Origin of the sequence: Blautia sp. SC05B48 (assembly GCF_005848555.1) — a bacterium.
Taxonomy (GTDB): domain Bacteria; phylum Bacillota; class Clostridia; order Lachnospirales; family Lachnospiraceae; genus Blautia_A.
The window spans coordinates 2,416,284-2,442,313 of sequence record NZ_CP040518.1; the positions used below are offsets into that span (position 1 = coordinate 2,416,284).

The following is a 26,030-nucleotide window of genomic DNA, read 5'->3' on the forward strand; positions in this document are numbered from 1 at the left end:
GATCTGTAATCAAAAAACAAACAGGAGCCAGCCGGTGATCCGGTGTGTGGCTCCTGTTCTTTAGCAGGAGGAAAATATTATGTTTGATCAGTCATTCAGCTTTATACTTACAATCGCAGCACTGGTAGTAGGCTTTATGCTTTTTACCGGACACGGTTCCATTTTTATGAAAGGCGGAAACACACAGGCCAGAAACCAGAAGTATGATGAGAAAAAAATGGAAAAGGCTTCAGGAATCTGTCTGATACTTATCGGAGTGGCTACAGGAGTTGACGCATTCACCACAAGTGTAGCAGCAAAGATCGCCTATGTAGTAATTCTGTTTGTGATACTTGTGGTATTTCTGTTTGTACTCAGAACAAAATGTATCAAAAAATGATCAAAAATATCAGAACTCCCCGTGAAACGGTAACCTGTCTGATCAGGCTCCGGTATTTGCGGGGAGTTTTTCTGTCTGTATTTATTTTAATTTCGTTCGGCTGGTCTGTCGGAATGTCAGAGTAAAGATGATTCCCTTTACGATGGAAGTAAGGGAAAGTGCCCACCAGATACCATTAAGTCCCATTCCTGCATGAGTCAGCAGCATGGCAAGCGGGATTCTGGCCCCTGTCAGGATAATACTGATGATACTGCAGAGCTTGGTCATACCAAGGCCGGACAGTGCACCGATGGTCATCAGCTCAATGGCCATGAAAGCCTCACAGAAGCCGATGATGATCAGGTAATTTACAGAAATCCCAAGGGATTCCGGATCATGGAAAAATAAACCGGAGATCGGGCGTGGGAGCAGCACAAAGGCTGCAGTTATGATAAGGCCCCAGATTGTCAGGATACCAAAGGAAATACGGTAGCCATGGCGGATGCGGTCGTATTTTTTTGCACCGAAATTCTGTGCGGTAAAAGCATTTAAGGCAGAGGCAAAGCCGTCCGCGGTGTTCCAGGAAACGGATTCGATCTGTCCGCCCACACGCTGGACAGCAATGGCAGCAGCACCGAAGGCGGAAACCATTCTGGTCAGTACCATGGAGATCATACAGTAGATCATGCTCTGGATAGCGGTTGGAAAACCAATGCGGAAGATATTTTTATAAAATTTTCCCGGAAAACGTGAAAAAAGATGAAGTTCACGAAGTACATTTGGTTCCAGCCCGGAAGTAAAGATCCGGAAAAACAGCACTGCAAAAACCAGGAACTGTGCAGTTACTGTGGCAATGGCAGCACCTACCGTTTCAAGCCGTGGAAAAGGTCCAATGCCAAGGATCAGGAGCGGATCCAGGAACATATTTCCCACAAGTCCAAGAAAATTGGCCATCAGCGGAGACCTGGAGTCTCCCTGGGCTGTAAAAAGTCCGGTGAGAGTCAGGTTCAGGAAGGAAAAAATGATCAGTCCGCAGGTGATCAGCATATAAGATCTGGCAGAAGAATATGCTTCCGGGTCTGTCAGATTAAAAAATCCGATCAGAGGATCAAGAAATATAATACTTGCTGCAGCAAATAAAAGACCGAACAGAATGGTCATCTGCAGGGCACTGGCCGCGTAGGAACGTGCCTCTTTATAATCCTTCCGGCCGCAGGACTGTGCTGTGTTTACCTGTCCGCCCATTCGCGGAAGGGCTACCAGTCCCTGGGAAAGCCACACATACATGCCGCCCACACCGACACCGGCAACTGCCTTGGAGCCCAGAAGTCCGATCCAGGCCATATCTGTGATATTATAGGCAGTTCCAAGAAGGGAAGATGCCATGATTGGCAGAGCAAGCTCTGAAAGCGTTTTCAAGATCGGACCGGAAGTAAGGTCTATGGATTTTGATCTTTTCATACTCATCTGCATATCTCCGTAAGGTCAAAAGGCCTGGTGATCCGGTAATCCGGTTTATCCACCTGCCCGAAACCGTATTCGGCAAAGATAAAAGGAACTCCTGCTTTCCGGCAGGCATTAAAGTCTCCTAAGGTATCACCGATATAAACCGGATCGGATAGATTATTGTCCTCGCGGATCTTCATGATATTTTCCGCTTTGGCCATGCCGGTGTCACCGGGACAGAGATGGCCCTTGAAATAGTGTCCGAAGCCTGTGGATTTCAGGAACACTTCAATATATCCGGCCTGGCAGTTACTGACGATAAAAAGAGGAAAACGGCTGGAAAGAATCTTCAGTGTTTCCTCAAGATCCGGATACAGCGGAGCACATTTGCGAAGCAGTGCCTCGTGCTCTGCCTGGCAGCAGCCGTCGATGATACGAAGCTGTTCTGCTTCCGGAAGCTCAGGGAAAAGAGCCCTTGCGATATCCGGCAGCAGCTGGCCAAAAAGCCCCATCAGTCGTTTGGCGCTTACATCGGTATCCATGTGCTCCGTATGGATAAGGTAATCGCTCCAGGCCTCAGCTACGATCCCAGTGGAATCCCAGAGCGTACCGTCAACATCAAAAATAATACTGTCCATCAGAAAAACCTCCCCAAAAACTATGATATGTAAAAAATGCAACCCTTTGTACCGGACATAGTACAAAAACAAGTTACTGTTCATTCCATTCTCAGTAACATCAAAACAATTCTATATGAGAAAAGAAAAAAAAGCAACTGCGCTTTTGAAGATTTTATGTTATAGTAAAGGTTACGAGGGAAAAACTATGAATTATAAGAATACGATCAGAGGTATATTCAAAGACAGACCTAACCGTTTTATCGCTCATGTGCAGATCGGGGATCAGCTGGAAACGGTCCATGTGAAGAATACAGGCAGATGCCGGGAGCTTCTTGTTCCGGAAGCAGAAGTGATCCTGGAAAAGAGTGATAATCCTGCCAGGAAAACGAAATACGATTTGATCAGTGTGAACAAGGAGGGCCGCTGGATCAATATGGATTCCCAGGCCCCAAATAAAGCAGCAGAAGAGTGGGTGGCAGCCGGAAATCTTTTTCCGGAGAAAGTGACTGTCAGGAGAGAAAAGACATATGGAAACTCCCGTTTTGACCTGTATGTGGAATCCGGGAAGCGAAAGGCTTTTATCGAGGTAAAAGGCGTCACCCTGGAAGAAAATAATATCGTGCGCTTTCCGGACGCACCTACAGAACGGGGGATCAAGCATCTCTGGGAGCTTATGCATGCAGCAGCTGACGGCTATGAGGCGTATCTTCTTCTGGTGATCCAGATGAAGGATGTAAGGTATTTTGAACCAAACCGGGAGACACATCCGGAATTCGGAGAAACACTTAAGGCGGCAGCAGATGCCGGTGTCCACATCCTGGCCTATGACTGTGCCGTAACGGAAGATTCCATAAAGATCTGTGATCCGATACCGGTAAGATTATAGAAAGGAAACGATATGCCTGAAAACATTGCAGAACCCCTTCTGAAATGGTACGATAAAAACAAAAGGATCCTGCCCTGGAGAGATAAAGACAATGCCTATTATACCTGGGTATCTGAGATCATGCTCCAGCAGACCCGGGTGGAAGCTGTGAAACCTTATTTTCAGCGCTTTATCCGGGAACTTCCGGATGTAGCAGCCCTTGCGGCGGCGCCGGAAGAGAAGATCATCAAGCTGTGGGAAGGCCTTGGCTATTACAGCCGTGTCCGCAACATGCAGAAAGCGGCTGTTCATGTCATGGAAGAATATGGAGGCAGGATCCCTGAGGATTTTGAGACACTTCTCTCGTTAAAAGGAATAGGAAGATATACGGCAGGTGCCATTGCGTCCATTGCCTACGGAAAGAAAGTCCCTGCAGTAGATGGAAATGTGCTGCGGGTATACGCAAGACTTACCGAAAACCGTGGAGATATCATGAAACAGTCTGTACGGAAATCGGTGGAAAATGACCTTACAGAGCAGATGTCAGAGGACAGACCCGGGGATTTCAACCAGGCTATGATGGAGCTGGGAGCTGTAGTCTGTGTTCCAAACGGAAAAGCAAAGTGCGAAGAATGTCCGCTGGGGCATTTCTGCCTTGCCAGAAAGCATGGCACTGTAGAAGAACTTCCCGTAAAAGCACCAAAAAAATCCCGAACGACAGAACAGAGAACAGTCCTTGTGATCCAGGACGGAGCAGGCACAGCAATCCGTAAACGTCCGGATACAGGACTTCTGGCAGGCCTTTATGAGCTTCCAAATGTGGAAGGCCATCTGACGGAGAAGGCAGCACTTGCCCGGGTAAAAGCCATGGGGCTGGAACCACTGCGGATCGAAGCACTGCCAGATGCGAAGCACATTTTTTCCCATATTGAATGGAGGATGTGTGCTTATCGCATCGCTGTATCCTCTCTGGAAGAAGCACCGCAAGGGGAGTTTCTGTTTGTGGATAAGAGTGAATCCGATAAAAAATATGCAATACCATCTGCGTTTCGCGCATACACCAGATATATGAAGGAGGAAAACACATGAAACTTTTGAGCGTAGCAATACCATGCTATAATTCAGAGGCTTATATGTCAAAATGCATCAATTCCCTGCTGATCGCAGGAGAGGAAGTGGAGATCATCATTGTAGATGATGGCTCGAGCGACCGTACTGCCGAGATCGCAGACGATTATGCCGAGAAATATCCAACTATTGTAAAAGTCATACATCAGGAAAATGGCGGCCATGGACAGGCAGTCAACACAGGAATCAAAAACGCAACAGGACTTTATTTCAAGGTTGTGGACAGTGATGACTGGGTAAATCAGGACGCCTATTATGAGGTCCTGAAAACACTTTATGAACTGACACGTGGGGCTGAGACTGTGGATCTTCTCATCAGTAATTTCGTTTATGAGAAGCAGGGAGCTACCCGCAAAAAGGTCATGCAGTACAGACACTGTTTTCCGACAAACCAGATTTTCGGATGGGATGAGGTACGCCACATGAAAAAAGGCCAGTATCTCCTTATGCATTCCATGATATACCGTACAAAACTTCTCCATGACTGTGGAATGGAGCTTCCGAAGCATACGTTCTACGTAGATAACCTGTTTGCGTTTGAGCCGCTTCCCTATGTGAAAAATCTCTATTATCTGGATGTGAATTTCTATCGGTATTTTATTGGAAGAGATGATCAGTCTGTCAATGAGAAAGTGATGATCAAGCGTATCGATCAGCAGATCCGTGTAAACAAACTGATGGTGGACGCTTATCTGAAGGCTAATGTGAGCAACCGCAGACTTCGTGCTTATATGTTCAGCTATCTGGATATCATCACAACCGTTTCTTCGATCATGCTGGTAAGAGCTGCAACGCAGGAATGCCTGGATAAAAAACAGGAGCTGCAGGATTACATCAAGGACCAGAATATGGGACTGTATCGGAAGCTTCGGAGAAGTCTCTTCGGAAGAGTGTCCAATCTTCCCGGAAGAGGTGGAAGAAAGATGTTTGTGGCAGCGTATAAGATCTGTCAGAAGTTTTATGGATTTAATTAAAAAAAGCCCCCAACGGGGCTTTTTTTATAAATTCTGTTCCGGCTTCTTCTTACGCATACGGGATAGGGAGCGCTGTTCCTCGTAGTCATCCACTCTCTGTGGATAGAACAGGAGATGGCCGAACAGTGCCAGTGTGGTACCAAGGCATACATCGATCACAGAATGCTGCTTGATAAACATGGTGGACAGGATGATCAGAACTGAAAGGATCAGAGCTCCTCGCCGGAGCCATTTCCTGTCTTTTAGTGCCTGGCAGTGATGAATGGCAAAATAAACAGCCAAGGAATTAAATACATGGATACTTGGCAGGATATTGGTGGGAGTATCTGTCCGATAGATCTCAGCCACCAGTCGTGTAAAGATGTTGCTTCTGGGGAATACTGCAGGACGGAGATGCTGAACGTTCGGATAGATGTAGGAAACAACAAGGAAAACCGTCATTCCCATCATCAGGTTGAAGATCAGCTGGAAATATTCCTTTTTATTCTTATTGCGAAACAGGAAATACACAACCGTCATTATCACATATGGAAACCACAAAAGGTACGGAATAATAAAAATCTCGCAGAACGGGATCATATCATCAAAAACAGTATGTACAACATGGTAGGCTCGTACAGGCCGGTGCTCCAGATATCCAAACAGGATAAGATAGGCAACGAAATAGATCGCTATGATAAAACCGTGCCTGTATTTTTTTATCTTACTCAACATTTTGCCGCTCCTTTTCTTGAGGTATGGCTGATGTCAGCCTTAAGCTTCTTTTTTGTTAAGTATCTACCTGCTACTATAACACAGGCATTATGATTTTTAAAGGTTTCTTTTCAATGGTCACAGAAAATTCACGCTGGATTCCGCCGGATTCTCCGTCTTTATGCACAGGAAGGGAATGGGCACTTGTAATATGTACGTTCCTGCACTGTAAAATATGTACACCGCGAATGTGGGTATGTTTTCCCCAGAGAGCGCTCGGCAGGCAGAACAGCATTTTCAGCTTGGAGATTCCTTCAATAACGATCACATCCAGTAAACCATCCTCCGGACTGGCGTTCGGACAGAATTTAAAGCCTCCGCCTTCATATTTCTGGTTCATTACAGCCGCAAACCAGGTCCTGCTGAAGGTTTGTGGCTTGTTCCCGTCAAGCGTTAACGTGATCGGGGACGGGGTGAGGAAAAGAAATTGTTTCAGTGCCACCATAAGGTAAATGAGTTTACCCATATGGAGACGGTTGAGAAATTTTTTGCCAGGTGTGATCAGAACTTCCTGACAGATTGCTGCATCGTAGCCTATTCCTGCACTGATGCCGAAACGGTAGGAATGGCTGCCAAGATGTAGCACAGGAACATCCATGGAAATGGTCCGTCTGTTTTCAAGGATAGAGCGAAGCGCTTCAAAAGGATCAAAAGGCAGGCCCATACTGCGGCAGAAATCGTTGCCGGACCCGACCGGAATAAATCCAAAAACAACCGAAGACAGATCAATGATCCCGGTAAGTACTTCGTAAATAGTGCCGTCACCACCTACAGTTACCAGAGTTACCGGATCCTCCGGTGTTCCGGCGGCACTGATCCTCTGTGCCAGTACTGTGGCGTGTCCCACATATTCTGTGAGAAAATACTGATATGAGATCCCCTGACTTTCCATGATGCTGCGAAGCCGGTTCCAGACATTACGCCCCTCACCGGATCTTGAATTGGGATTCACAATAAAAGAATACATAATAAAAAACCTCCAAACAACTCTCTGCTTTATCATAACATTGACGTTTGGCTTTTACAAATTAAAATTTCTTAAGGATTTCTATATTTTACATAAACTTAACCTTTTTTCTATGCTGGATTTTACGAATGCACCTTATACTTGCACGTATCAGATGAAAAATGAAGCTGGAGGAAAATTATGATATATCTTGTGGAAGATGATGAAAGTATCCGTGAACTTGTTGTATATACATTAAACAGTCAGGGACTGGAGGCACAGGGTTTTGAAAGGCCGTCACTTTTCTGGAAAGCGCTGGAAAAAGAACTGCCTTCACTGGTGCTTCTGGATATTATGCTTCCGGAGGAAGACGGACTGTCTATTTTAAAAAAAATCCGTATCCGTCCGGATGTGCGGAAACTTCCGGTGATCATGCTTACTGCAAAAGGAAGCGAGTTTGATACCGTGGTAGGTCTGGACAGCGGTGCAGATGATTATATTCCGAAGCCATTTCGTATGATGGAGCTGATCTCCAGGGTACGTGCCCTTCTTCGGAGATCAGAGGACAATGGCGCAGAGGAGTATCGTATGGAAAATCTTTATGTATGTCCGGGAAGACATGAGGTAACTGTTGATCAGGAGCCTGTGAATCTGACACTGAAAGAATACGAGATGCTTTGTCTCCTTCTGAAAAACAGTGGTACGGTTCTTTCCAGGACACAGCTTTTAAATCAGATCTGGGGATATGAATTCGACGGAGAAAGCAGAACCGTAGATGTACATATCCGTACCCTTCGTCAGAAGCTTGGCCCGGCAGGAGATCTGGTGGAAACAGTTCGTGGAGTGGGCTATAAGATCAGCGGAAAATGTGCATGAACAGCTGCTGAGAGTAATATGAAATTAAAGAGCATTTCGACGGAAAAAGGCTTCGGCCCTTTTCTGGACGAAGTGCTTTTTTCATGCTATAATAGTTGAACCCCGGAGCTCTGAAAAACAGGCTCCAAAGAGTAAGAGGTGAAAGAAAAAAATATGAAATCATTAGTAATTGCGGAGAAGCCATCAGTTGCCAGAGACATTGCCAGAGTCCTCCACTGCAGTCAGAAGGGGAACGGGACCCTGGAAGGAAAAGACTATGTAGTGACCTGGGCCCTGGGACATCTGGTAACACTGGCAGATCCGGAAGAATACGATAAAAAATATACCAAATGGGAGCTTTCCACGCTCCCCATGATGCCGGAGAAAATGAAACTGGTGGTGATACGCCAGACCTCCAAGCAGTACAATGCGGTGAAAACCCAGCTTTACAGGAAGGATATCGGAGAGATCATCATTGCCACAGATGCCGGACGTGAGGGAGAACTGGTAGCAAGGTGGATCCTTGCAAAGGCAGACTGCCATAAACCTATTAAGCGTCTGTGGATCTCATCAGTAACGGACAAAGCGATCCGCGACGGCTTTGCCCACCTTAAAAACGGCCATGATTATGATGATCTTTACCGTGCGGCACAGGCCAGGGCGGAGGCGGACTGGCTGGTGGGAATGAACGGGACCAGAGCACTGACCTGTAAATATAATGCCCAGCTTTCCTGCGGACGTGTGCAGACCCCCACCCTTGCCATGATCGCAAGAAGAGAGCAGGAGATCAGGGAATTTAAGCCGGAGGATTATTACGGGATCACTCTGCAGGCAGGAAATGTACGCTGGACCTGGCGTGACGGAAAAAGCGGAAGCCTCCGTACCTTTAAGAAGGAGCGTGCCCAGGAGATCCAGACAAAGGCAGGAAAAAGCAGCCTTACCATAACAAAGGTTTCCAGAAAGCCGAAGAAGACCTATGCACCGGGGCTTTATGACCTGACTACTCTTCAGAGAGAAGCCAATCAGAAATACGGCTTTTCTGCAAAGGAAACTCTGAATATCATGCAGAGGCTCTATGAGAATCACAAAGTCCTTACCTACCCAAGAACGGATTCCAGATATATAGGAAAAGATGTAGTTCCTACCATTAAGGAACGTCTTCAGGCATGCGGGACAGGTCCTTATCGGAAACTTGCCGGTGCGCTGGCCAATAAACCGATCCAGACCAGTGCAGGCTTTGTGGATGACAAAAAAGTCAGTGACCATCATGCCATCATTCCTACAGAACAGTTTGTACAGCTGGATCATATGACCAATGAGGAACGGAAGATTTACGATATGGTAGTACGCCGTTTTCTGAGTGTGTTGTATCCGCCGGCTGTATATGAGCAGGTAAACATGGAAGGAACTGCAGCAGGAGAAACTTTCGCTGCAAGCGGACGTATTGTAAAAAGTGCAGGGTGGAGAGAAGTTTATGAAGGCGGCTGGCAGGATGATGAAGAAGAGGAATCCGGTGATAAGCTGAAAGACCAGAAGCTTCCGGAGCTTACGGAAGGTCAGATACTTACTGTGGAAGGCGCTGCTCTTACAGCAGGCAAAACAAAACCTCCTGCAAGATTTACAGAGGCCACGCTGCTGGGAGCCATGGAGAATCCGATCCACTTTATGGAAAGCCATGACAAAAAAGCAGTGAAAACACTGGGCGAAACCGGAGGTCTTGGAACGGTGGCCACAAGAGCCGATATTATTGAAAAGCTTTTCAACAGCTTTATGATGGAAAAAAGAGGCAATGAGATCTACATTACCTCCAAGGCTAAACAGCTTCTGGAGCTGGTTCCGGAAGAACTGAAAAAGCCGGAGCTTACCGCAGACTGGGAGATGAAGCTCAGTGATATTGCAAACGGAAAACTCCGTCAGGATAAGTTCCTCACAGGAATCCGTGAATATGCCTGCGAGATCGTAGATGAGATCAAAAGCGGACAGGGAACCTTCCGCCACGACAATATGACAAACAAGAAATGCCCTAACTGCGGCAAACATCTCCTGGCAGTCAATGGAAAGAATGCAAAAATGCTGGTGTGTGAGGACCGGGAATGCGGATACAGAGAGACAGTATCCAGAGCCACCAATGCGCGCTGTCCGAAATGCCATAAGCGTATGGAGATGCTTCTGAAGGGAAAAGAAGAGACCTTTGTATGTCAGTGTGGCTATAAGGAAAAGCTTTCATCCTTCCAGGCAAGACGAGCCAAAGAAGGTGCAGGAGTAAATAAGCGTGATGTGCAGCGTTACCTTAAAAAACAGCAGAAAGAGGCCAATGAGCCGGTGAACAATGCATTTGCACAGGCTTTGTCAGGAATTAAACTGGATTAAATAAATTGTCTGTCCAAATATCCGGGGTTCGGATGAGAGGAAGACCGGATGCAGATACGTCGGCCGGAGAAATGTGTCTGGCAGAACAGGACAGCAGAAAGAGAGGAAAACGATATGGGATTACAGGATGATAGAATGTCAGGAAATATTCAGGATATCGCAAGACTGATCACAAGACTTCTTCTTAAGGGAGATATGCCGCAGTATACACTTCCCGCAGCAGAGGCAGATTATACAGAGGCAGACCGGCTTTTTAAGAAGGTTATCGGACTTGCTGATGAGGGTGACATCAACGGAGCGGAAAATGAGCTGCTTATGAATATGGAGGACGATGATCCGGATTATCTGGAGCTTGCCCTTACCTTTTATCTGTATCTCAATGATATGGACGTAGATTACCTGGATGATCACGATTATTCCAGGGAGGAGATCCTGGACGGGTTGAAAAGCCTGGCTGAGGACTGGGGAGTCACAGGACTGGAGGCACTTGTCTGATGCGGCGGGAGGTTACCCTGGAGGAAATTTCCGACGGCCGTTTATATGAGGCAAATGACATGGTAAAGGCAGACTGTCAGGACTGTAAGGGCTGTTTTGACTGCTGTACGGGAATGGGAGATTCTGTTGTACTGGATCCGCTGGATGTATGGCGGTTAAGCCAGGGACTTCATTTAAGTGTGGACCAGCTTCTTGCCGGAAAAATAGAGCTTGGCGTCACAGACGGAAATATCCTGCCGCATCTTAGGATGACAGGGGCAGAGGAACGATGCGTATTTCTGAATGGCAGCGGAAGATGCTCCATCCACAGCTTCCGTCCGGGCTTCTGCCGTTTGTTCCCACTGGGAAGATACTATGAGGACGGTGGTTTTAAATACATCCTTCAGATCCACGAGTGCAAAAAGACCAGCCGCAGTAAGATCAAGGTCCGGAAATGGGTAGATACTCCGGATTTTCGAAATTACGAAAAATTTGTCTGTGACTGGCATTATTTTCTTCTGGATGTCCAGGCGGTTCTCTATGAGAGCGAGGACAGTGATCTGATTCGAAATCTGAACATGTATGTGGTGAACCAGTTTTACAGGAAGCCTTATGATGAGAAGCGGGATTTTTATGAGCAGTTTTATGAGAGACTTGCGGATGGAAAAGAGCTCCTGAGTCTTGGGGTGTGAAACAGACCAGGCAGCGAGTTAGCTGAGCTTACCTGCCTGAAAGTCTCTCATGCGGAGGGAAGAAAGGATTTTTTACATATGAACTTAAATCAGCTCACATATTTTGTGACTCTTGCCCAGATCGAAAATTATACCAGAGCAGCCAAGAGGCTGGACATTACGCAGCCGAGTCTGAGTCATGCGATCTCCAACCTTGAGAAGGAACTGCAGGTTCCCCTTTTTGAGCGCCATGGAAGAAATGTGACCATGACCAAATACGGGGAAATGTTTCTGAAGTATGTGCAGGACTCCTTACATATACTGAATCTTGGTGTGGAGAGGATACAGGAAGCGGCAAGGATTCCGGGAGGAAGTATTTCCATCGGGTATATCCATACCCAGGGACGAAGATTTATCCCGGAGCTTGTTCGAGGATTCCTTAATGAACAGGAAGGGAAGAAGATTGATTTCCGTTTTCAGAATGCAGCTACAGGAAGTCTGATCCGTGGTCTGAAGGAAGAGAAATTCGATGTGATCTTCTGTTCCAGGGCAGAGGGAGAGAAGGAGATCAGCTTTGTGCCGGTGTCAGAAGAAAAGCTGGTGGCTGTAGTGCCTGAGAACCATGCTCTTGCAGACAGAAATTCAGTGACCATAAAAGAACTGGGGCAGTATCCGCAGGTGACCTTTACCCCTGCAAGCGGATTGTATTTCGTGATCCGGGAGCTTTTCGAAAAAGAAGGACTTTCACCGGAGACGGCCTTTGAGGTAGAAGAGGATGGTGCACTGGCAGGTATGGTGGCGGAGGAATTTGGTGTTGGCATTGTGCCGGATGTACCGGTGATCCATACACTTCCTGTGAAAATCTTAAATATCGAGAATCTTCACTGCCGTCGATATATATATATGGGAATGATGAAAAACCGGTATCCAAGTGCGCTTGTGGAGCAGTTCCGGGATTATATATGCAAGCATTACCGGATTTATGAAGTGATACAGTAGAATCCAGGTGATAAAATTTCTGTAAAAAATCTCTGCTTCTGTAATAGGGCGGAGATTTTTTTGATACAGATCCTGGCGTGAATACCTGCGTCAGATATCTTTGCCGTGCGTCAAATCATAAAAATAATCTATAGATCACATGCGTAAATTCAATGAAAGTTTGGGTTGAGATAAAAATGACCAGTTGGTATAATAAGAACAGATGCTTGATTTAAAGTGATAAAGTGATGACGGAAATCCGTGATAAAATGAACGAAGTAAAGGAGACATTATGAATCAGTTAGAAGTATTAAGAGAAAGCCTTGGACAGTGCGATGAGATCATACTGGACGCACTCCTTATGAGAAACAGGATCGTAGAGGACATCATGGTATACAAGGAAGCAAATGATCTTCCGGTACTTCAGCCGGAACAGGAGGCGAAGCAGAAGGGATGGCTGGAAGCCAGAATGGAAGGCAGACGTCATAAGAAAGAGGTCAATGATGTTTTTGCAAGTATCATCCAGAACAGTAAGAGAATACAGTCCAGAAATCTTTTCAATTATAATATCTTCCTGATCGGATTTATGGGAGCCGGTAAATCTACGATCTCTGATTATCTCAAGAATGTTCTTGCTATGGATGTTGTGGAGATGGATCAGTGTATCGTGGAGAGACAGGAAATGAGTATTTCCGATATCTTTGAGACCTACGGTGAAGAGTACTTCCGTGAGCTCGAGACAAATCTTCTGATCGAGATGCAGTCCAGATCTAATGTTGTGGTATCCTGTGGCGGTGGTGTTCCGATGCGGGACCGCAATGTTGTCGAGATGAAAAAAAATGGCCGTGTTGTACTTCTGACTGCAAAGCCGGAAACTATCCTGGAACGTGTAAAGGATAATCATGACCGTCCGTTACTTGAGAACAACAAAAATGTTTCATTTATCGCTGACCTGTTGGAAAAACGTCGCGCGAAATATGAGGCAGCAGCAGATATAGTTGTTGAGACAGACGGAAAGAGTGAGCTTGAGATCTGCGAGGAGATGATCCACAGACTTCGTGAGGCAGAGTCAAATAAATAACTGCTGATCATAAAACAGAATAGTTTTACATATAAAAAGGACAGCTGTCCGATAAACCGTACAGAAACAGAACGGAGATCGGGCAGCTGTCCTTTAGGTTATAAAAGATCCGGACCATATATTTGCAGATGAACAGATCGTTTAATTGGTCTTATAGAAAATCTCCCTCGAGGTTTCCTCGATCACAAATTTCTTAAAGGCCTCCACAACCGGCGGATGGTACACATCCTTCAGCATGGCCATGTAGAAATTCCGCTGCCAGCTTGGAGAGACAAGAGGCAGGATCTTAAGGTTCAGAGAGTGAAGGATAGGGATATCCGGTGCAATGCAGATGCCGAAATCATTGGCAACAAACCCTGCAGCAACCTGATCCTCATCGATCTCAAAAGCCACATCCGGGTATTGGCCGATGCTCTTAAACAACTGGTCAATGATCTGGCGGAGACCGCTTCTCTTCTTGAAGATGATCTGCTTGTATGGAAGCGTTTCCTCCAGATGGATCTCGGATTTCTCAGCAAGAGGATGTTCCGGCGGAACGATGACGACCAGATCCTGCTTGGCAACCGGAATAAATTCGATCAGTGGTTCGTCGTCAAATTTGGAACAGAAGCCGATATCGTATTTCTTCTCTTTCAGTCCGGTGAGGATATCGCCGGTAAGCACCTTATCACAGAACAGATTGAAATGAATCTGTTTTCCCTTATTGGCATTAAGAAAGCTGCGGATGATCTTTGGCATAAAGTCAACACCCAGAGTTCTGAGAAAAGCCACATCGATCTGTCCTTCTCCCTTTCCTGCAAGCTGGAGACCGTTTACAGAGGAATCCAGCCGGTTCAGGGTTTGTTCCACATCCTCCAGAAAAGACTTGCCATATTTGGTGAGAGAAACATTCCGTCCGTTTTTTTCAAATAATTTCACTCCAAGCTCTTCCTCCAGAGAAGAGATCGCGTGACTTAGGCTGGGCTGTGTGATGGCCAGAACATCCGCAGCTTTTGTATAATGTTCCAGATGAGCCAGTGTCACGAAATAGCGAAGATGATACAGATTCATTTTTCAATACTCCTTTCGTAAGTTTATCTGAATGTTTTGCTTCGGACAGATCCCCGGTAAGTCGGACAGACATAAGAGATTTGCCGGGCCGTATGCTGTGACGGCGGCAATACGGCTGAATATGTTTTATATAGTATAACATGATATATTGATAAAATCTATGAATTCTCCTGGTACAATCAATTTGTTTTGTATTTAACAAAGTTATATAATGCTTATAGAAAAAAGATACAAAATAATTAAAAAAAAACAAATAAAATTATTTATATTTTCAGGAGGAATTATCATGTCAAAAGAATTTCCAATCACAATCAGTTCCTGGACACTTGGAGATCAGTGTAAATTTGAGGACCGTGTAAAAGCTGCCAAAGAGGCTGGCTATGAGGGAATCGGTCTGAGAGCAGAAACCTACGTAGATGCCCTGAATGAGGGACTTTTCGACGAGGATATCCTGGCAATCCTGGATAAATATGACATGAAGGTAACAGAGGTTGAGTACATCGTGCAGTGGGCAGAGGAGCATCGTTCCTATGAGCAGAAATACAAAGAACAGCTTTGCTTCCATATGTGTGAATTATTTAACGTAAAACAGATCAACTGCGGACTGATGGAGAACTATTCCGTAGAGTACACAGCGCAGAAGCTTCGTGAGCTTTGCCACAGAGCAGGCAAATACATCATCGGTGTTGAGCCAATGCCATACAGCGGAATCCCGGATGTGAAAAAGGGCTGGGCTGTTGTAAAAGCTGCTGACTGCGAGAATGCGAAACTGATCCTTGATACATGGCACTGGGTAAGAGCAAACCAGCCGATCGAGCTTTCCGTACTTGAGGGAATCCCGGCAGACAAGATCGTATCCATCCAGATCAACGATGTATGGGAAAGACCATATGCAACAACGATCTTAAGAGATGAGTCCATGCATGACCGTCTTGCTCCTGGAACAGGAATCGGAACAACAGTACCGTTCGTAAAAATGATCAAAGAAAAAGGCATCAGACCAAATGCCATCGGCGTAGAGGTTATCAGCGATGCAAACCTTGAAAAAGGTATCGAGTATGCTGCAAAACATACATATGAGAACACAAAGAAGGTACTGGAAGAGGCTTGGCCGGAAGTACTGTAATTAATATAAGAAACTAATATTTCAGACGGGCCCCTGTTTCCGACGTCATACCGGTGACAGGGCGTTACCGTGAAAGAAACAAAAAGATTGTTTCAAAGGAAAGGAGAACGCATATGAAATTCAATGCGATGTTTCAGCCGATCGAGATCGGTCCTATGACAGTAAAGAATCGTTTTGTTGTTCCGCCAATGGGAAATAACTTTGCAAACACAGACGGAACAATGAGTGAGCAGTCCGCTGCATATTACAGAGAAAGAGCAAAAGGCGGATTTGGTCTGATCACCATCGAGGCTACTGTAGTTCACAAGGGCGCAAAGGGCGGCCCGCGTAAACCATGTCTTTATGACGACTCTACGATCGAGAGCTTCCGCAAGGTTATCGACGGATGTCATGCAGAAGGAGCAAAGGTGTCCATCCAGCTTCAGAACGCAGGTCCGGAAGGTAATGCAAAGAACGCAGGAGCACCGATCACAGCAGCAACCAGTATCCCGTCAGTGTGCGGTCGTGATATTCCGAAGCAGCTTACAACTGAGGAAGTTTACGAGCTGATCAAAGGCTACGGTGAGGCAGCAAGAAGAGCTATGGAAGCAGGAGCAGATGCTGTTGAGATCCATATGGCACACGGTTATCTGGTAAGTACCTTCCTTTCTCCGAGAACAAACAAGAGAGTGGATGAGTTTGGCGGATGCTTTGAGAACCGTATGCGTTTCTCCCGTCTGATCATCGAGGAAGTTAAAAAAGCAACACAGGGAAAGATTGCAGTTCTTGCAAGAATCAACTGTGCAGATGAGGTTCCGGGAGGACTTGATGTCCACGACAGTGCAGCGATCGCAGCATATCTGGAAAGCTGCGGACTGGACGGACTCCATGTATCCCGTGCCGTTCATATCAAGGATGAGTTTATGTGGGCACCGACTGTTATCCACGGTGGATTCTCTGCAGCAGAGGTTGAGGAGATCAAACGTGCGGTAAATATCCCGGTGATCACAGTTGGACGTTATACAGAGCCACAGTTTGCAGAACTGATGGTAAAAGAAGGAAGAGCAGACCTTGTAGCATTCGGACGTCAGAGCCTTGCAGATCCGGCTATGCCGAAGAAAGCACAGGAAGAGCGTCTTGAGGATATGACTCCTTGTATCGCCTGTCTTCAGGGCTGTGTTGCAAACATGTATGCAGGAAATCCGGTATGCTGTCTGACAAACCCATTCCTGGGTCATGAGGCAGAGCCGCTTGAGAAAGTGGAAGAGCCGAAGAAGGTTATGGTTATCGGTGGCGGTGTTGCAGGACTTTCCGCTGCATTTATCGCAAAAGAGAGAGGACATGAGGTAACGCTTTATGAGGCAGGAGATGTTCTCGGCGGAAACATGAGATTGGCTGCTTACCCGCCAGGAAAAGGTGATATCACAAACATGATCCGCAGCTACATCCACCGCTGCCAGAAAGACGGCGTGAAGATCGTGATGAACTGTGAGGTAACTCCGGAGCTTATCAAAGAGGAGAAACCGGACAGCGTGATCATCGCAACCGGTTCCAGGACACTGATCCTTCCGATCGAGGGAATCGACAACCCGGCCATCATCCACGGTTCCGACCTTCTGGATGGCAAGAGACCGGCAGGCAAAAAAGTTCTCGTTGTTGGCGGCGGAATGGTAGGATGTGAGACAGCAGCATTCCTCGGCGAGCAGGAGCATGATGTAACAGTTATCGAGTTCCGTGATACCGTAGGTGCAGACGTGATCCACGAGCACAGAGTATATCTGATGAAGGATTTCGAGGACTACGGAATCAAGGAGATCACCGGAGCAAAGGTATGCAAATTCTATGAAGACGGTGTAGAATATGAGACCGCTGACGGAGTACGTCACGAGTCAAGAGGATATGATTCTGTGATCCTTTCCATGGGATTCCGCAACTACAATCCTCTGGAAGAGAAGATCAAAGACCTTGTACCTGAGACACATGTGATCGGAGATGCTATCCGTGCAAGACGTGCACTGGATGCAACAAAAGAGGCTTATGAGGTAGCTTCCAGGATCTGATCTGCCAATCTATCCAATAAACCGGACAGTACAAAAATTAAAAAGATGACCTGTCAGACACCGGAGAAAATATATCCGGTGTCTGACAGGGGAAAATGCAGGAGGTAAAAAGAAATGGAACAGAGAATTAAAGGAACAACTGGTTTACTTGCACTGATCGGAAGCCCTGTAGGACATTCCGGATCCCCGGCTATGTACAACTTCAGCTTCCAGTACCATAACTTGGACTATGCTTACATGGCATTTGATATCAAAGAGGATCAGGTTCCGGCAGCTCTTGATGCAATGCGTCTGTTCAAAATGAGAGGCTGTAATGTAACCATGCCTTGCAAGAACAAAGTAGCTCAGTGTGTAGACGAGCTTTCACCGGCAGCAAAGATCATCGGCGCTGTAAATACTATCGTAAATGAGGATGGAAAACTTGTTGGACATATCACAGACGGTATCGGATTTGTCCGCAACCTGAAAGAGCATGGTGTTGATGTAAAGGGCAAAAAGATGGTAGTCCTCGGAGCAGGCGGAGCAGCTACAGCTCTAACTGTACAGTGTGCCCTTGACGGAGCAGCATCCATCGCGATCTTCAACCCTGACGATCCATTCCTTGACAGAGCAAAAGGAACTGCTGAGAAGCTTGCAAAAGAAGTACCGGACTGCAAAGTAAGCGTATATTGCCTTGACGATCAGGACAAACTGAGAGAAGAGATCGCAAACGCAGATATCCTCGCGAACGGAACACTTGCAGGAATGAAACCACATGATGACATCACACTGGTTGACAAATCCATGTTCCATAAGGATCTTGTTGTTGCAGACTGCGTATACAATCCGGCCGAGACAAAGATGGTAAAAGAAGCAAAAGAAGCAGGCGTGAAGCTTGCGGTAGGCGGAAAAGGAATGCTTCTGTGGCAGGGTGCAGCATCTTACAAGCTTTACACAGGTCTTGAGATGCCGACAGATGAGTACCAGAAATTTCAGGCTGAGAACGAAGGGAAATAAGAAAAATGAGCCAGACAGGTAAGAAAAATTTAGTGATTACTTCTATCGCGCTGTATTTTACATATTTCATCCATGGAATCGGAGCTTCCATCATGGGTCAGTACAAGCCGGAGCTTGCTGCTCACTGGGGAGCAAAGGCTTTAAGTGATGGAACTATGGATGTCAGCATGGTAGTATCTGTAATTGCCGCACTTGGACTTGGAAGACTGATCTCTCTTCCGTTTTCCGGTCCCCTGTCCGACAAATTCGGACGCAGATTAAGCGGAATCATCGGCGTGATCTGTTATGCAGCATATTTTATGGGAATCGCATTTGCTCCATCTATGGGAGTTGCCTACGCCTTTGCCATTGTAGGTGGTATTGCAAACTCCTTCCTGGACACCTGCGTAAGCCCGACATGTATGGAGATTTACGTAAATAATCCTTCTGTAGCGAACCTGTTTACAAAATTCTCCATGTGTATCAGCCAGTTTCTGCTTCCTTTCCTCATCGGATTTGTAGCAGCGGCGAATATGTCCTACAGAACCATCTTTATTGTTGCAGGTGCTGCGATCTTTATCGATGGAATCCTGATCCTGTTCCTGCCATTCCCGGAGAGAAATACAGCAGGTACAGTAAAGAAAGAAAAAGCAAAATTAAAGATCACTCCTGCAGCTCTTGCAGCAATCCTCATCGGATTTACAAGCTCTTCTACATTCATGCTGTGGCTGAACTGTAACCAGGAGCTCGGAAAGCTTTATAACTTAAGTGATCCTTCCAAGATCCAGTCCTTCTATGCAGTAGGAACCTTTGCAGCGATCCTGTGTTCCTCTGTATTTATCAAAAAAGGACTGAAGGAGATCAATATCCTGATCATTTATCCGCTGATCTCTTTCATCATGCTGGGACTTTGCTACTTTATCCAGAATCCGACAATCTGTCTTATCGGTGGATTTGTGATCGGTTTTGCAGGTGCAGGCGGTGTGCTTCAGCTGGCTGTTTCCACAACTGCGGAGTTCTTCCCGGAAAACAAGGGAACTGCAACATCCATGGTCATGATCGCATCCAGCGTTGCGAACTACACCATTCTGACACTGGCCGGCTACATTACAAAGACTGCCGGAACCAGTGCTCCGAGAATGATCCTGCTTCTCAATATGGCAGTGACATTCATAGGAATCCTTCTTGCACTGTTCGTTAAGATGAACCGTGGAAAAGAGGCTTGACTGAATCAAGGAAATCCCTTGGGGTGAATATCCGTTTGACTACAGTAAAAAAAGTGAATCATTGTATGGATACAGATAAAGATGACTGAATCTGTGCAAAACAAAGTTCCAATTCGGGAACAATTCCCGGATTGGACTTTACCGTTTCTGAAAATGTTTGTTAATTAACAAACTTACAAAATAAAAGATACTATATATGTATTATCAAAAAAAACGATAAAGGAGAATCGTTATGGCACGTGCAGCAAGACAGCGAAGAGAAAACGAACTGCCCTACATTCCGTTTGGGCCATTTCAGATTCGTTTTCCGTTTATTCACTATAAAATTGAGTCCGTAGAGTTTATCCAGGGCCTGATCCTCGGGGTTACGGCACTGGCGGCGGTTCCTTATCTGGAACAATATCTGGGATTGCCTTATGAGCTGGCATGGAGCTGTGTGATCATAGAGACCATGCTGTATATGCTACACAGCTTACTTGGTGATCCGGTTGTACCGGGATGGATCACACCGACTCTTCCGCTGACGATCGTATTCCTGGAAGGCTTCCCTATGGGAAAAGAACGTATCCAGGCAATGATCGCCCTGCAGATGCTGGTTGGTCTCGTGTTCATATTTATGGGCATCACCAAGCTTGCGGATAAATTTGTCCATGCAGTACCAAATTCTGTTAAGGGTGGTATCCTTCTTGCTGCGCCGGTGACGGTTATGGCAGGACAGCTGGGAGAGGGCGGCAACATGCATAAGTATCCGCTGGCGATCGTTGCCGGTGTAGGCCTTCTGATTCTGATCAGCTTTTCAGATAAATATCAGGAGAAGAGAAAGAACAACAAATTCCTGGATCTTGTTGCCAGGTATGGAAACCTTTTCCCGTATCTGATCGCCATGGTGGTAGGTCTTCTTGTAGGCGAGCTGGATGCGCCTGGTTTGGAGCTGGGAACCTTTATCAAGATCCCGCAGTTCAAAGAGATCATCTCACAGGTAAGTATCTTTGGTGTGGGAATCCCGCCGGTCTCCATGTTTGTCAAAGCGCTTCCTCTGGCACTTGTATGCTATGTTATCGCATTTGGTGATTTTGTTACCACAGAGACACTGGTTACAGAGGCACGCCAGTCCAGAGATGATGAGTACATTGATTTCAATTCCAGCCGTTCCAACCTGGTCAGCGGCATCAGGAACCTGATCCTTTCCGTCATTGCCCCATTCCCGCCGCTTTCCGGTCCGTTATGGGTTGGAATGACAGTATCTGTTTCCATCCGTTACAAGGAGGGAAAGAAAGCTATGAAGTCTCTGATCGGCGGTATGGCATCCTTCCGTATTGCAACGTTTTTAAGTGTGCTGATCATTCCGGTTGTAAGCTTCTTCCGTCCGATCTTCGGAGTCGGTTCCTCCATTACTCTGATGTTCCAGGCATTTGTCTGTGCAAGGATCGGTATGGATTACTGCAGAACAGACCGTGACAAGATGATCGCAGGTGTTATGGCAGCTGTGCTTGCAACCCAGGGAACTGCATGGGCATCCGCATGGGCCCTGGCTGTAGGCTTCGGTCTGAATATCTTCCTTTCAAACTGGGACCCCAGAAAGAAAGAGGAGAATGCCATCGAGGATAAAAATTGATCAGAGGAATAACAAAGATATAAAAAACAGAAAAAGAAGAAGTGTGCTGGATGGGTCAGCACACTTCTTTTTTTGGTCATGAGATTTGTTGTTTTTAATTATTATTTTAATAGATTTGCTATTATGGGATTAAAATTGCAAAAAATTGTTACATCAATTGGGTTTAAAAATTGGTTTACAATTCGCGTTCTGTTACAAAAATCTACCGTAGATCCTTTTTATGGGAGGTTACAGGATCACAGGCTTTTGTGGATAATGTCAAGAACCTGTGCAAGCTCGTTGACATTGATCTGTCCCGGTGCGGAAGCTTTGGTAGCTGCACCGAAGGTAAGGGCGGAACCGAAGGTTTCGCCAGCGAGACGGCTGACAATACCGGTACCTGCCATGGACATGGTAATGATCGGGCGGTCGGCGAACTGCTCGGACATTTCCAGCGTGGCACTTAAGAGTGTAAGCACGTCCTGTTTGTTTCTTGGCATAACAGCCATTTTCGGGATATCTGCGCCATAGTCCTGCATCATGCGAAGACGGCGCACGATCTCATCCTTCTCAGGAGTTGCGTCAAAATCATGGTTGGAAGCGATGACCTTTACGCCATAGCTGTGTGCTTCCTGGATCATGCTTTTTACGATTTCCTCACCTGTGAAGGCTTCTACATCAATGAGATCTACATAGCCGCTTTTTGCGACAGCCATGTTGAGTGCTTTGTAAGCTTCGTTGGAGATCGCTTTTTCTCCGCCTTCCTTTGCAGTACGGAAGGTGAAGAGGATCGGAGTGTCCTTTAAAACGGTCTGGAGATCTTTTGCCACATCCAGAACCTTGTCTGTGTCAAAAACGTCCTCAAACCAGTCAACACGCCATTCCACAACGTCTACGGGGATCCTTGCGAAGGTCCCTGCCTCAAGGAGGATATCATCCTTTGTCTGTCCCACGATCGGGACACAGATCTTCGGCCTTCCCTCTCCGAGTGTGATATTTCTTACCTGAACTGTTTTCATAATGGTCCTTTCTGATACGACAGGAACAGATAGCAGTTTAGTCGTCGTATCTAATGTTAAGAATCTCTTTCATATGTTCAATCGGCATCGGTTCGCCGGTCCACAGTTCAAATGCAGCGGAGCCCTGGAAAAGCATCATGCCAAGGCCGTTCATTGTCTTGCAGCCAACTTCCTTTGCCATAGAACGCATAGCAGTTTCAAGAGGGGAGTAAGGCACGTCAACAACGATAAGCTCCGGGCGGAAGTAAGACTTGTCCGGAACAATGGACTGACCTTCCAGTGGTTTCATTCCAACACCTGTCGCATTTACGAAAATATAACTGTCAGCCATTTCTTTTTTCAGCTGGTCGAGATCAGCCAGATCATAGAGAACAGCATGGCTTGAAGTTCTGGTGTTGATCTTTTCTACCGTAGATACTGCACGGTCCCAGAATTCATCTTTGCGGTTGAAGATCACGATCTCGCCTACACCGTCAAGTGCTGCCTGGATCTCGATAGCAGTTGCGGCACCACCTGCACCTACGATGGTCATTTTCTTTCCGATGGCGTTGATGTTATTGTCTTTCAGTGCTGCCATAAATCCGATACCGTCTGTGATATGGCCTGTAAGATGACCATGATCATTAACGATGGTGTTTACAGCGCCGCACATTTCTGCTGCCGGTGAAAGCTCGTCAAGGTACTGGCCTACCAGAGTTTTGTTCGGCATGGAAACGTTGGAACCTCTCATTTTCAGATTACGGATTGCTTTTACAGCATCCTCGATCTCGTCTGCACCAACCTCAAATGCAAGATATGCATAATCATAGCCAAGCTTTGCAAAAGCTTCATTCTGCATGGCAGGAGAGCTGGAGTGGCGGATCGGATATGCCATAAGACCAATCAGTTCGGTATGTCCTGTGATTCTTTCTGACATGGTAATAACTCCTCTCATTGGTAAAATCTGGATGAAGATTTGTCTTTTTTAAACCTCCCACCACATAGATCTGAAGAAGTTGCGGACATTCTCCGGACGGCTGCGGGGGAGGAAGACGTGGAAAATCTATGTTACGGATCACCGAGTGAACTGTAACAGATCTATATACACTTTCCGGGAGAAGGATTGAAATGTTCCCGGAAAGGGTATAGCGGAAAAATATTAAAGGTATCCCTTCTGCTCAAGAACGGTAAGGATATTGCGTCCTTCCTGGGTACCGTCAATGATTCGTCTTGCTCTCTGGCTGTCGCCGATGTTCATGATCTCAACATCCTCAGAAGAAAATTCCTCTGTGAGGTTCTGGTAAAGCTGTCCCTGAGCTCTCATTCCGAGACATACGAAGCCGTACTCAAATGGAAGCTCATAAGGCTCACCGTCGCCCCTGACAAGGAAGGAAGAATCCTTAACCTCAAGGAGAGCAGTTTTTGTAAGCTGATGTACATTGTGTTTTTTCATCATGGTCTTTGTGTCATTTTTGCTTACCGGGTCAAGATCACGTCCGATCTGATCCATCATCTCAACGATAGAGATGTCTGCGTTTCTGTCAGCAAAGAATTCCACAACATCAAGACCTACAGCACCGCCGCCTACAACTACAACCTTTTTGCCTTCCAGATCCTTCGGAAAATCATTAATGTGGCTGATCATACCAAGAATAGAATAAATATTATGGTTCTCGTTGTCAATACGATCCTTCAGTCCTGCGATCGGAGGCAGAAGCGGAGCGGAGCCGGTGGAGCTTACGATGATATTCGGATGGAACTTGCGGATGTTTTCCGGTGTTCCTTCTGTGTTTTTGAAGATGTAAAGATTATCAAGCTGTTCTGCACGATGCATGAGATAGTGCGGGAAATCAGCAAGACGGTTCTTTGCAGGGATCTTTGAGATCAGAGATGCAAGTCCGCCAAGCTCATTGCTTTTTTCCAGAAGGAAGGTATTGCATCCAACCTCTGCGGCTGTACAGGCAGCTTCCAGTCCGGCAGTGCCACCGCCGATAACGACCACGTTGCAGTTTTTATTTACATGTTTTTTCTTATATACATCGCCCTCAAGAACCGATGGGTTTACAGTACAGCGGATCGGACGGTTTACACCGATACGGTTTCCGGCACAGCCAACGTTACAGGAGATACATTTGCGGAGGTCACACTCATGACCTGTGGCAACCTTGTTTACCCATGCAGGGTCTGCGATCAGACCACGGCCCATACCGATCAGGTCTGCATCACCGTCAGCCAGGATACGCTCAGCAACCTTCGGGTCACGGACATTACCCATGGAGATACATGGCTTGTTGAATTTTTCGCTTACGGCCTTTGCCATGTAGGAACGCCATCCGTCCGGGAGATAATTTGCATCGATCTGGTACTGGATGGAACCGTTAAGTCCGCAGGAAACATCGAAGATATCAACCTCTTCCTGAAGATAATCCAGGTATTCCAGAGTATCCTCCAGTGTATTTCCGCCTTCCATCAGCTCATCCGCACTGAGACGGAGCATGATCGGGAAGAAAGGTCCTACCTGTTTCCTTACCTCATCGATGACCATACGGCAGAAACGGGTACGGTTCTCAACAGATCCGCCGAACTCATCGGTACGCTTGTTTGTGATCGGGGAGAGGAACTGACTGATCAGATAGGAGTGTCCTGCATGGATCTCTACCGCGTCAAAGCCAGCTGTCTGTGCACGTTTTGCGGCCTCACCGTATTTTTTTACGATGTGAAGGATCTCGTCTTTGGAAAGAGGACGCGGGATCTCGCCGCCTTCTTTGGATGGAACGTCAGATGCGGAAACCGGTTGCATGTTGATCCTGGAAGAAACAGCGGAAGCTCCGGCATGGTTGATTTGGATCGCGATCTTTGTTCCGTATCTATGAATATTTTCACAGAATTTGAAAAGACGTGGCAGATAGTTGTCATGGTCGATGCGCAGCTGTGTGGTTCCGTTGGAGCCCTGCGGGGAATCGATGCTTGCGTTCTCTACGATGATGAGACCTGTGCCACCCTTTGCACGCTGCTCATAATAATTGATATGAAGAAAACTCATTTCGCCGTTCTGTTCACCGTAGTTGGTGCCCATCGGCATCATAACAATACGGTTCTTGATAGTCATATTTTTAACGGTTAATGGGGAAAAAATATGCGGATAATCATTCTTCATCTGAAAAAACCTCCCTGGTTATTTTAAATAGAATCGTTTGTTTGTGTTAATTATATAACAGAATAATCTATAAAACTAATTCATAATACGAGCGATATAATAAAAATAATCTATAGATTTTTGTATATCATCTTTCAGGCAGCAGGTACTTGCATGTTTATAATGTGAAAAAAACAGATGTAGAACGGTAACGCTAACTGGAAAATGGTATCGGATCCAGGGGTTTACATATATGATTTTAACGTGTTATCATAACAAATAAAAAAGATACAGAAAACGGAGAAACGGGCAGGCTGAAACGGATCAAATGTAAGACTGTATTTCCGCGTTCTGTAAAAAGACAGGA

The 26,030-nt window shown here is 46.2% G+C and carries 23 protein-coding genes; 15 read left to right on the forward strand and 8 right to left on the reverse strand.

Annotated features, from left to right (window positions below; genetic code table 11):
- Window positions 1–79: 79 nt before the first annotated feature.
- Entirely contained in the window at window positions 80–379 is a 300-nt protein-coding gene (locus tag EYS05_RS11125; protein ID WP_118608580.1) for a DUF3784 domain-containing protein, read from the forward strand.
- Window positions 380–460: 81 nt separating this feature from the next.
- Here EYS05_RS11125 and EYS05_RS11130 read toward each other — a convergent pair whose 3' ends face one another.
- Together EYS05_RS11130 and EYS05_RS11135 are read right to left on the reverse strand one after the other, a co-directional pair.
- A complete protein-coding gene (locus tag EYS05_RS11130) occupies window positions 461–1,819 on the reverse strand; it encodes an MATE family efflux transporter (RefSeq protein WP_174235861.1) in 1,359 nt (452 codons plus the stop codon).
- Between the two features lie 2 nt (window positions 1,820–1,821).
- Window positions 1,822–2,442 carry an HAD family hydrolase gene (locus tag EYS05_RS11135; protein WP_118513058.1) on the reverse strand — a complete coding sequence of 207 codons (621 nt, stop codon included), beginning with the start codon at window positions 2,440–2,442 and terminating at the stop codon, window positions 1,822–1,824.
- 187 nt (window positions 2,443–2,629) lie between these two features.
- On the opposite strand from EYS05_RS11135, the gene sfsA reads away from it, so the two are divergent.
- From sfsA to EYS05_RS11150, 3 genes are read left to right on the forward strand one after another with little or no spacing between them, the layout of a single operon-like run.
- Complete coding sequence (gene sfsA / locus EYS05_RS11140) at window positions 2,630–3,310, forward strand: DNA/RNA nuclease SfsA (protein ID WP_138277183.1); 681 nt, start codon at window positions 2,630–2,632, stop codon at window positions 3,308–3,310.
- A gap of 12 nt (window positions 3,311–3,322) precedes the next feature.
- The gene (gene mutY, locus EYS05_RS11145) at window positions 3,323–4,378 is read left to right on the forward strand and encodes an A/G-specific adenine glycosylase (RefSeq protein ID WP_138277184.1); all 1,056 of its coding nucleotides are present in this window, start codon (window positions 3,323–3,325) and stop codon (window positions 4,376–4,378) included.
- Entirely contained in the window at window positions 4,375–5,391 is a 1,017-nt protein-coding gene (locus EYS05_RS11150) for a glycosyltransferase family 2 protein (RefSeq protein WP_118608576.1), read from the forward strand. The genes mutY and EYS05_RS11150 overlap by 4 nt, the downstream gene beginning before the upstream one ends.
- Before the next feature lie 24 nt (window positions 5,392–5,415).
- On the opposite strand, the gene EYS05_RS11155 is transcribed toward EYS05_RS11150, so the two are convergent.
- Together EYS05_RS11155 and EYS05_RS11160 are read right to left on the reverse strand one after the other, a co-directional pair.
- Window positions 5,416–6,105 (reverse strand): phosphatase PAP2 family protein, encoded by a 690-nt coding sequence (locus EYS05_RS11155; protein ID WP_118513062.1) that lies wholly within the window; start codon window positions 6,103–6,105, stop codon window positions 5,416–5,418.
- Between the two features lie 73 nt (window positions 6,106–6,178).
- A complete protein-coding gene (locus tag EYS05_RS11160) occupies window positions 6,179–7,111 on the reverse strand; it encodes a diacylglycerol/lipid kinase family protein (RefSeq protein ID WP_138277185.1) in 933 nt (310 codons plus the stop codon).
- 180 nt (window positions 7,112–7,291) lie between these two features.
- Here EYS05_RS11160 and EYS05_RS11165 point away from each other — a divergent pair, with 180 nt between their 5' ends.
- The 6 genes from EYS05_RS11165 to EYS05_RS11190 all read left to right on the forward strand — a co-directional run bounded on the left by EYS05_RS11165 (window position 7,292) and on the right by EYS05_RS11190 (window position 13,519).
- Window positions 7,292–7,966, forward strand: coding sequence for a response regulator transcription factor (locus tag EYS05_RS11165; protein ID WP_021652293.1), 675 nt, complete (start codon window positions 7,292–7,294; stop codon window positions 7,964–7,966).
- 153 nt (window positions 7,967–8,119) lie between these two features.
- Entirely contained in the window at window positions 8,120–10,315 is a 2,196-nt protein-coding gene (locus EYS05_RS11170) for a DNA topoisomerase III (RefSeq protein ID WP_138277186.1), read from the forward strand.
- Window positions 10,316–10,363: 48 nt separating this feature from the next.
- Window positions 10,364–10,810 carry a DUF6483 family protein gene (locus EYS05_RS11175; RefSeq protein WP_243119088.1) on the forward strand — a complete coding sequence of 149 codons (447 nt, stop codon included), beginning with the start codon at window positions 10,364–10,366 and terminating at the stop codon, window positions 10,808–10,810.
- Complete coding sequence (locus tag EYS05_RS11180) at window positions 10,810–11,481, forward strand: YkgJ family cysteine cluster protein (protein ID WP_118513064.1); 672 nt, start codon at window positions 10,810–10,812, stop codon at window positions 11,479–11,481. The genes EYS05_RS11175 and EYS05_RS11180 overlap by 1 nt, the downstream gene beginning before the upstream one ends.
- A gap of 78 nt (window positions 11,482–11,559) precedes the next feature.
- Window positions 11,560–12,459: a LysR family transcriptional regulator gene (locus EYS05_RS11185; RefSeq protein ID WP_138277187.1), complete on the forward strand. Its 900-nt coding sequence runs from the start codon at window positions 11,560–11,562 to the stop codon at window positions 12,457–12,459.
- A gap of 271 nt (window positions 12,460–12,730) precedes the next feature.
- A complete protein-coding gene (locus EYS05_RS11190; RefSeq protein WP_118608574.1) occupies window positions 12,731–13,519 on the forward strand; it encodes a shikimate kinase in 789 nt (262 codons plus the stop codon).
- A 141-nt stretch (window positions 13,520–13,660) separates the two neighbouring features.
- On the opposite strand, the gene EYS05_RS11195 is transcribed toward EYS05_RS11190, so the two are convergent.
- Entirely contained in the window at window positions 13,661–14,569 is a 909-nt protein-coding gene (locus EYS05_RS11195) for a LysR family transcriptional regulator (RefSeq protein WP_021652297.1), read from the reverse strand.
- Window positions 14,570–14,855: 286 nt separating this feature from the next.
- On the opposite strand from EYS05_RS11195, the gene EYS05_RS11200 reads away from it, so the two are divergent.
- The 5 genes from EYS05_RS11200 to EYS05_RS11220 all read left to right on the forward strand — a co-directional run bounded on the left by EYS05_RS11200 (window position 14,856) and on the right by EYS05_RS11220 (window position 21,550).
- Window positions 14,856–15,695 carry a sugar phosphate isomerase/epimerase family protein gene (locus EYS05_RS11200; protein ID WP_022426446.1) on the forward strand — a complete coding sequence of 280 codons (840 nt, stop codon included), beginning with the start codon at window positions 14,856–14,858 and terminating at the stop codon, window positions 15,693–15,695.
- A 113-nt stretch (window positions 15,696–15,808) separates the two neighbouring features.
- A complete protein-coding gene (locus EYS05_RS11205; protein WP_138277188.1) occupies window positions 15,809–17,734 on the forward strand; it encodes an FAD-dependent oxidoreductase in 1,926 nt (641 codons plus the stop codon).
- Between the two features lie 114 nt (window positions 17,735–17,848).
- Entirely contained in the window at window positions 17,849–18,730 is an 882-nt protein-coding gene (gene aroE, locus EYS05_RS11210) for a shikimate dehydrogenase (protein WP_015527027.1), read from the forward strand.
- A 5-nt stretch (window positions 18,731–18,735) separates the two neighbouring features.
- On the forward strand, window positions 18,736–19,935 hold the full coding sequence (locus EYS05_RS11215; protein WP_021652301.1) for an MFS transporter: 1,200 nt from the start codon (window positions 18,736–18,738) through the stop codon (window positions 19,933–19,935).
- Window positions 19,936–20,167: 232 nt separating this feature from the next.
- On the forward strand, window positions 20,168–21,550 hold the full coding sequence (locus EYS05_RS11220) for a hypothetical protein (RefSeq protein ID WP_015527029.1): 1,383 nt from the start codon (window positions 20,168–20,170) through the stop codon (window positions 21,548–21,550).
- Between the two features lie 236 nt (window positions 21,551–21,786).
- On the opposite strand, the gene aroD is transcribed toward EYS05_RS11220, so the two are convergent.
- The 3 genes from aroD to EYS05_RS11235 form a co-directional block, all read right to left on the reverse strand.
- Window positions 21,787–22,548 carry a type I 3-dehydroquinate dehydratase gene (gene aroD, locus EYS05_RS11225; protein ID WP_138277189.1) on the reverse strand — a complete coding sequence of 254 codons (762 nt, stop codon included), beginning with the start codon at window positions 22,546–22,548 and terminating at the stop codon, window positions 21,787–21,789.
- A 37-nt stretch (window positions 22,549–22,585) separates the two neighbouring features.
- Window positions 22,586–23,464, reverse strand: a complete 879-nt coding sequence (locus EYS05_RS11230; protein ID WP_138277190.1) for a shikimate dehydrogenase — start codon at window positions 23,462–23,464, stop codon at window positions 22,586–22,588.
- A 222-nt stretch (window positions 23,465–23,686) separates the two neighbouring features.
- Window positions 23,687–25,684, reverse strand: a complete 1,998-nt coding sequence (locus EYS05_RS11235) for an oxidoreductase (RefSeq protein WP_138277191.1) — start codon at window positions 25,682–25,684, stop codon at window positions 23,687–23,689.
- Window positions 25,685–26,030: the final 346 nt, after the last annotated feature.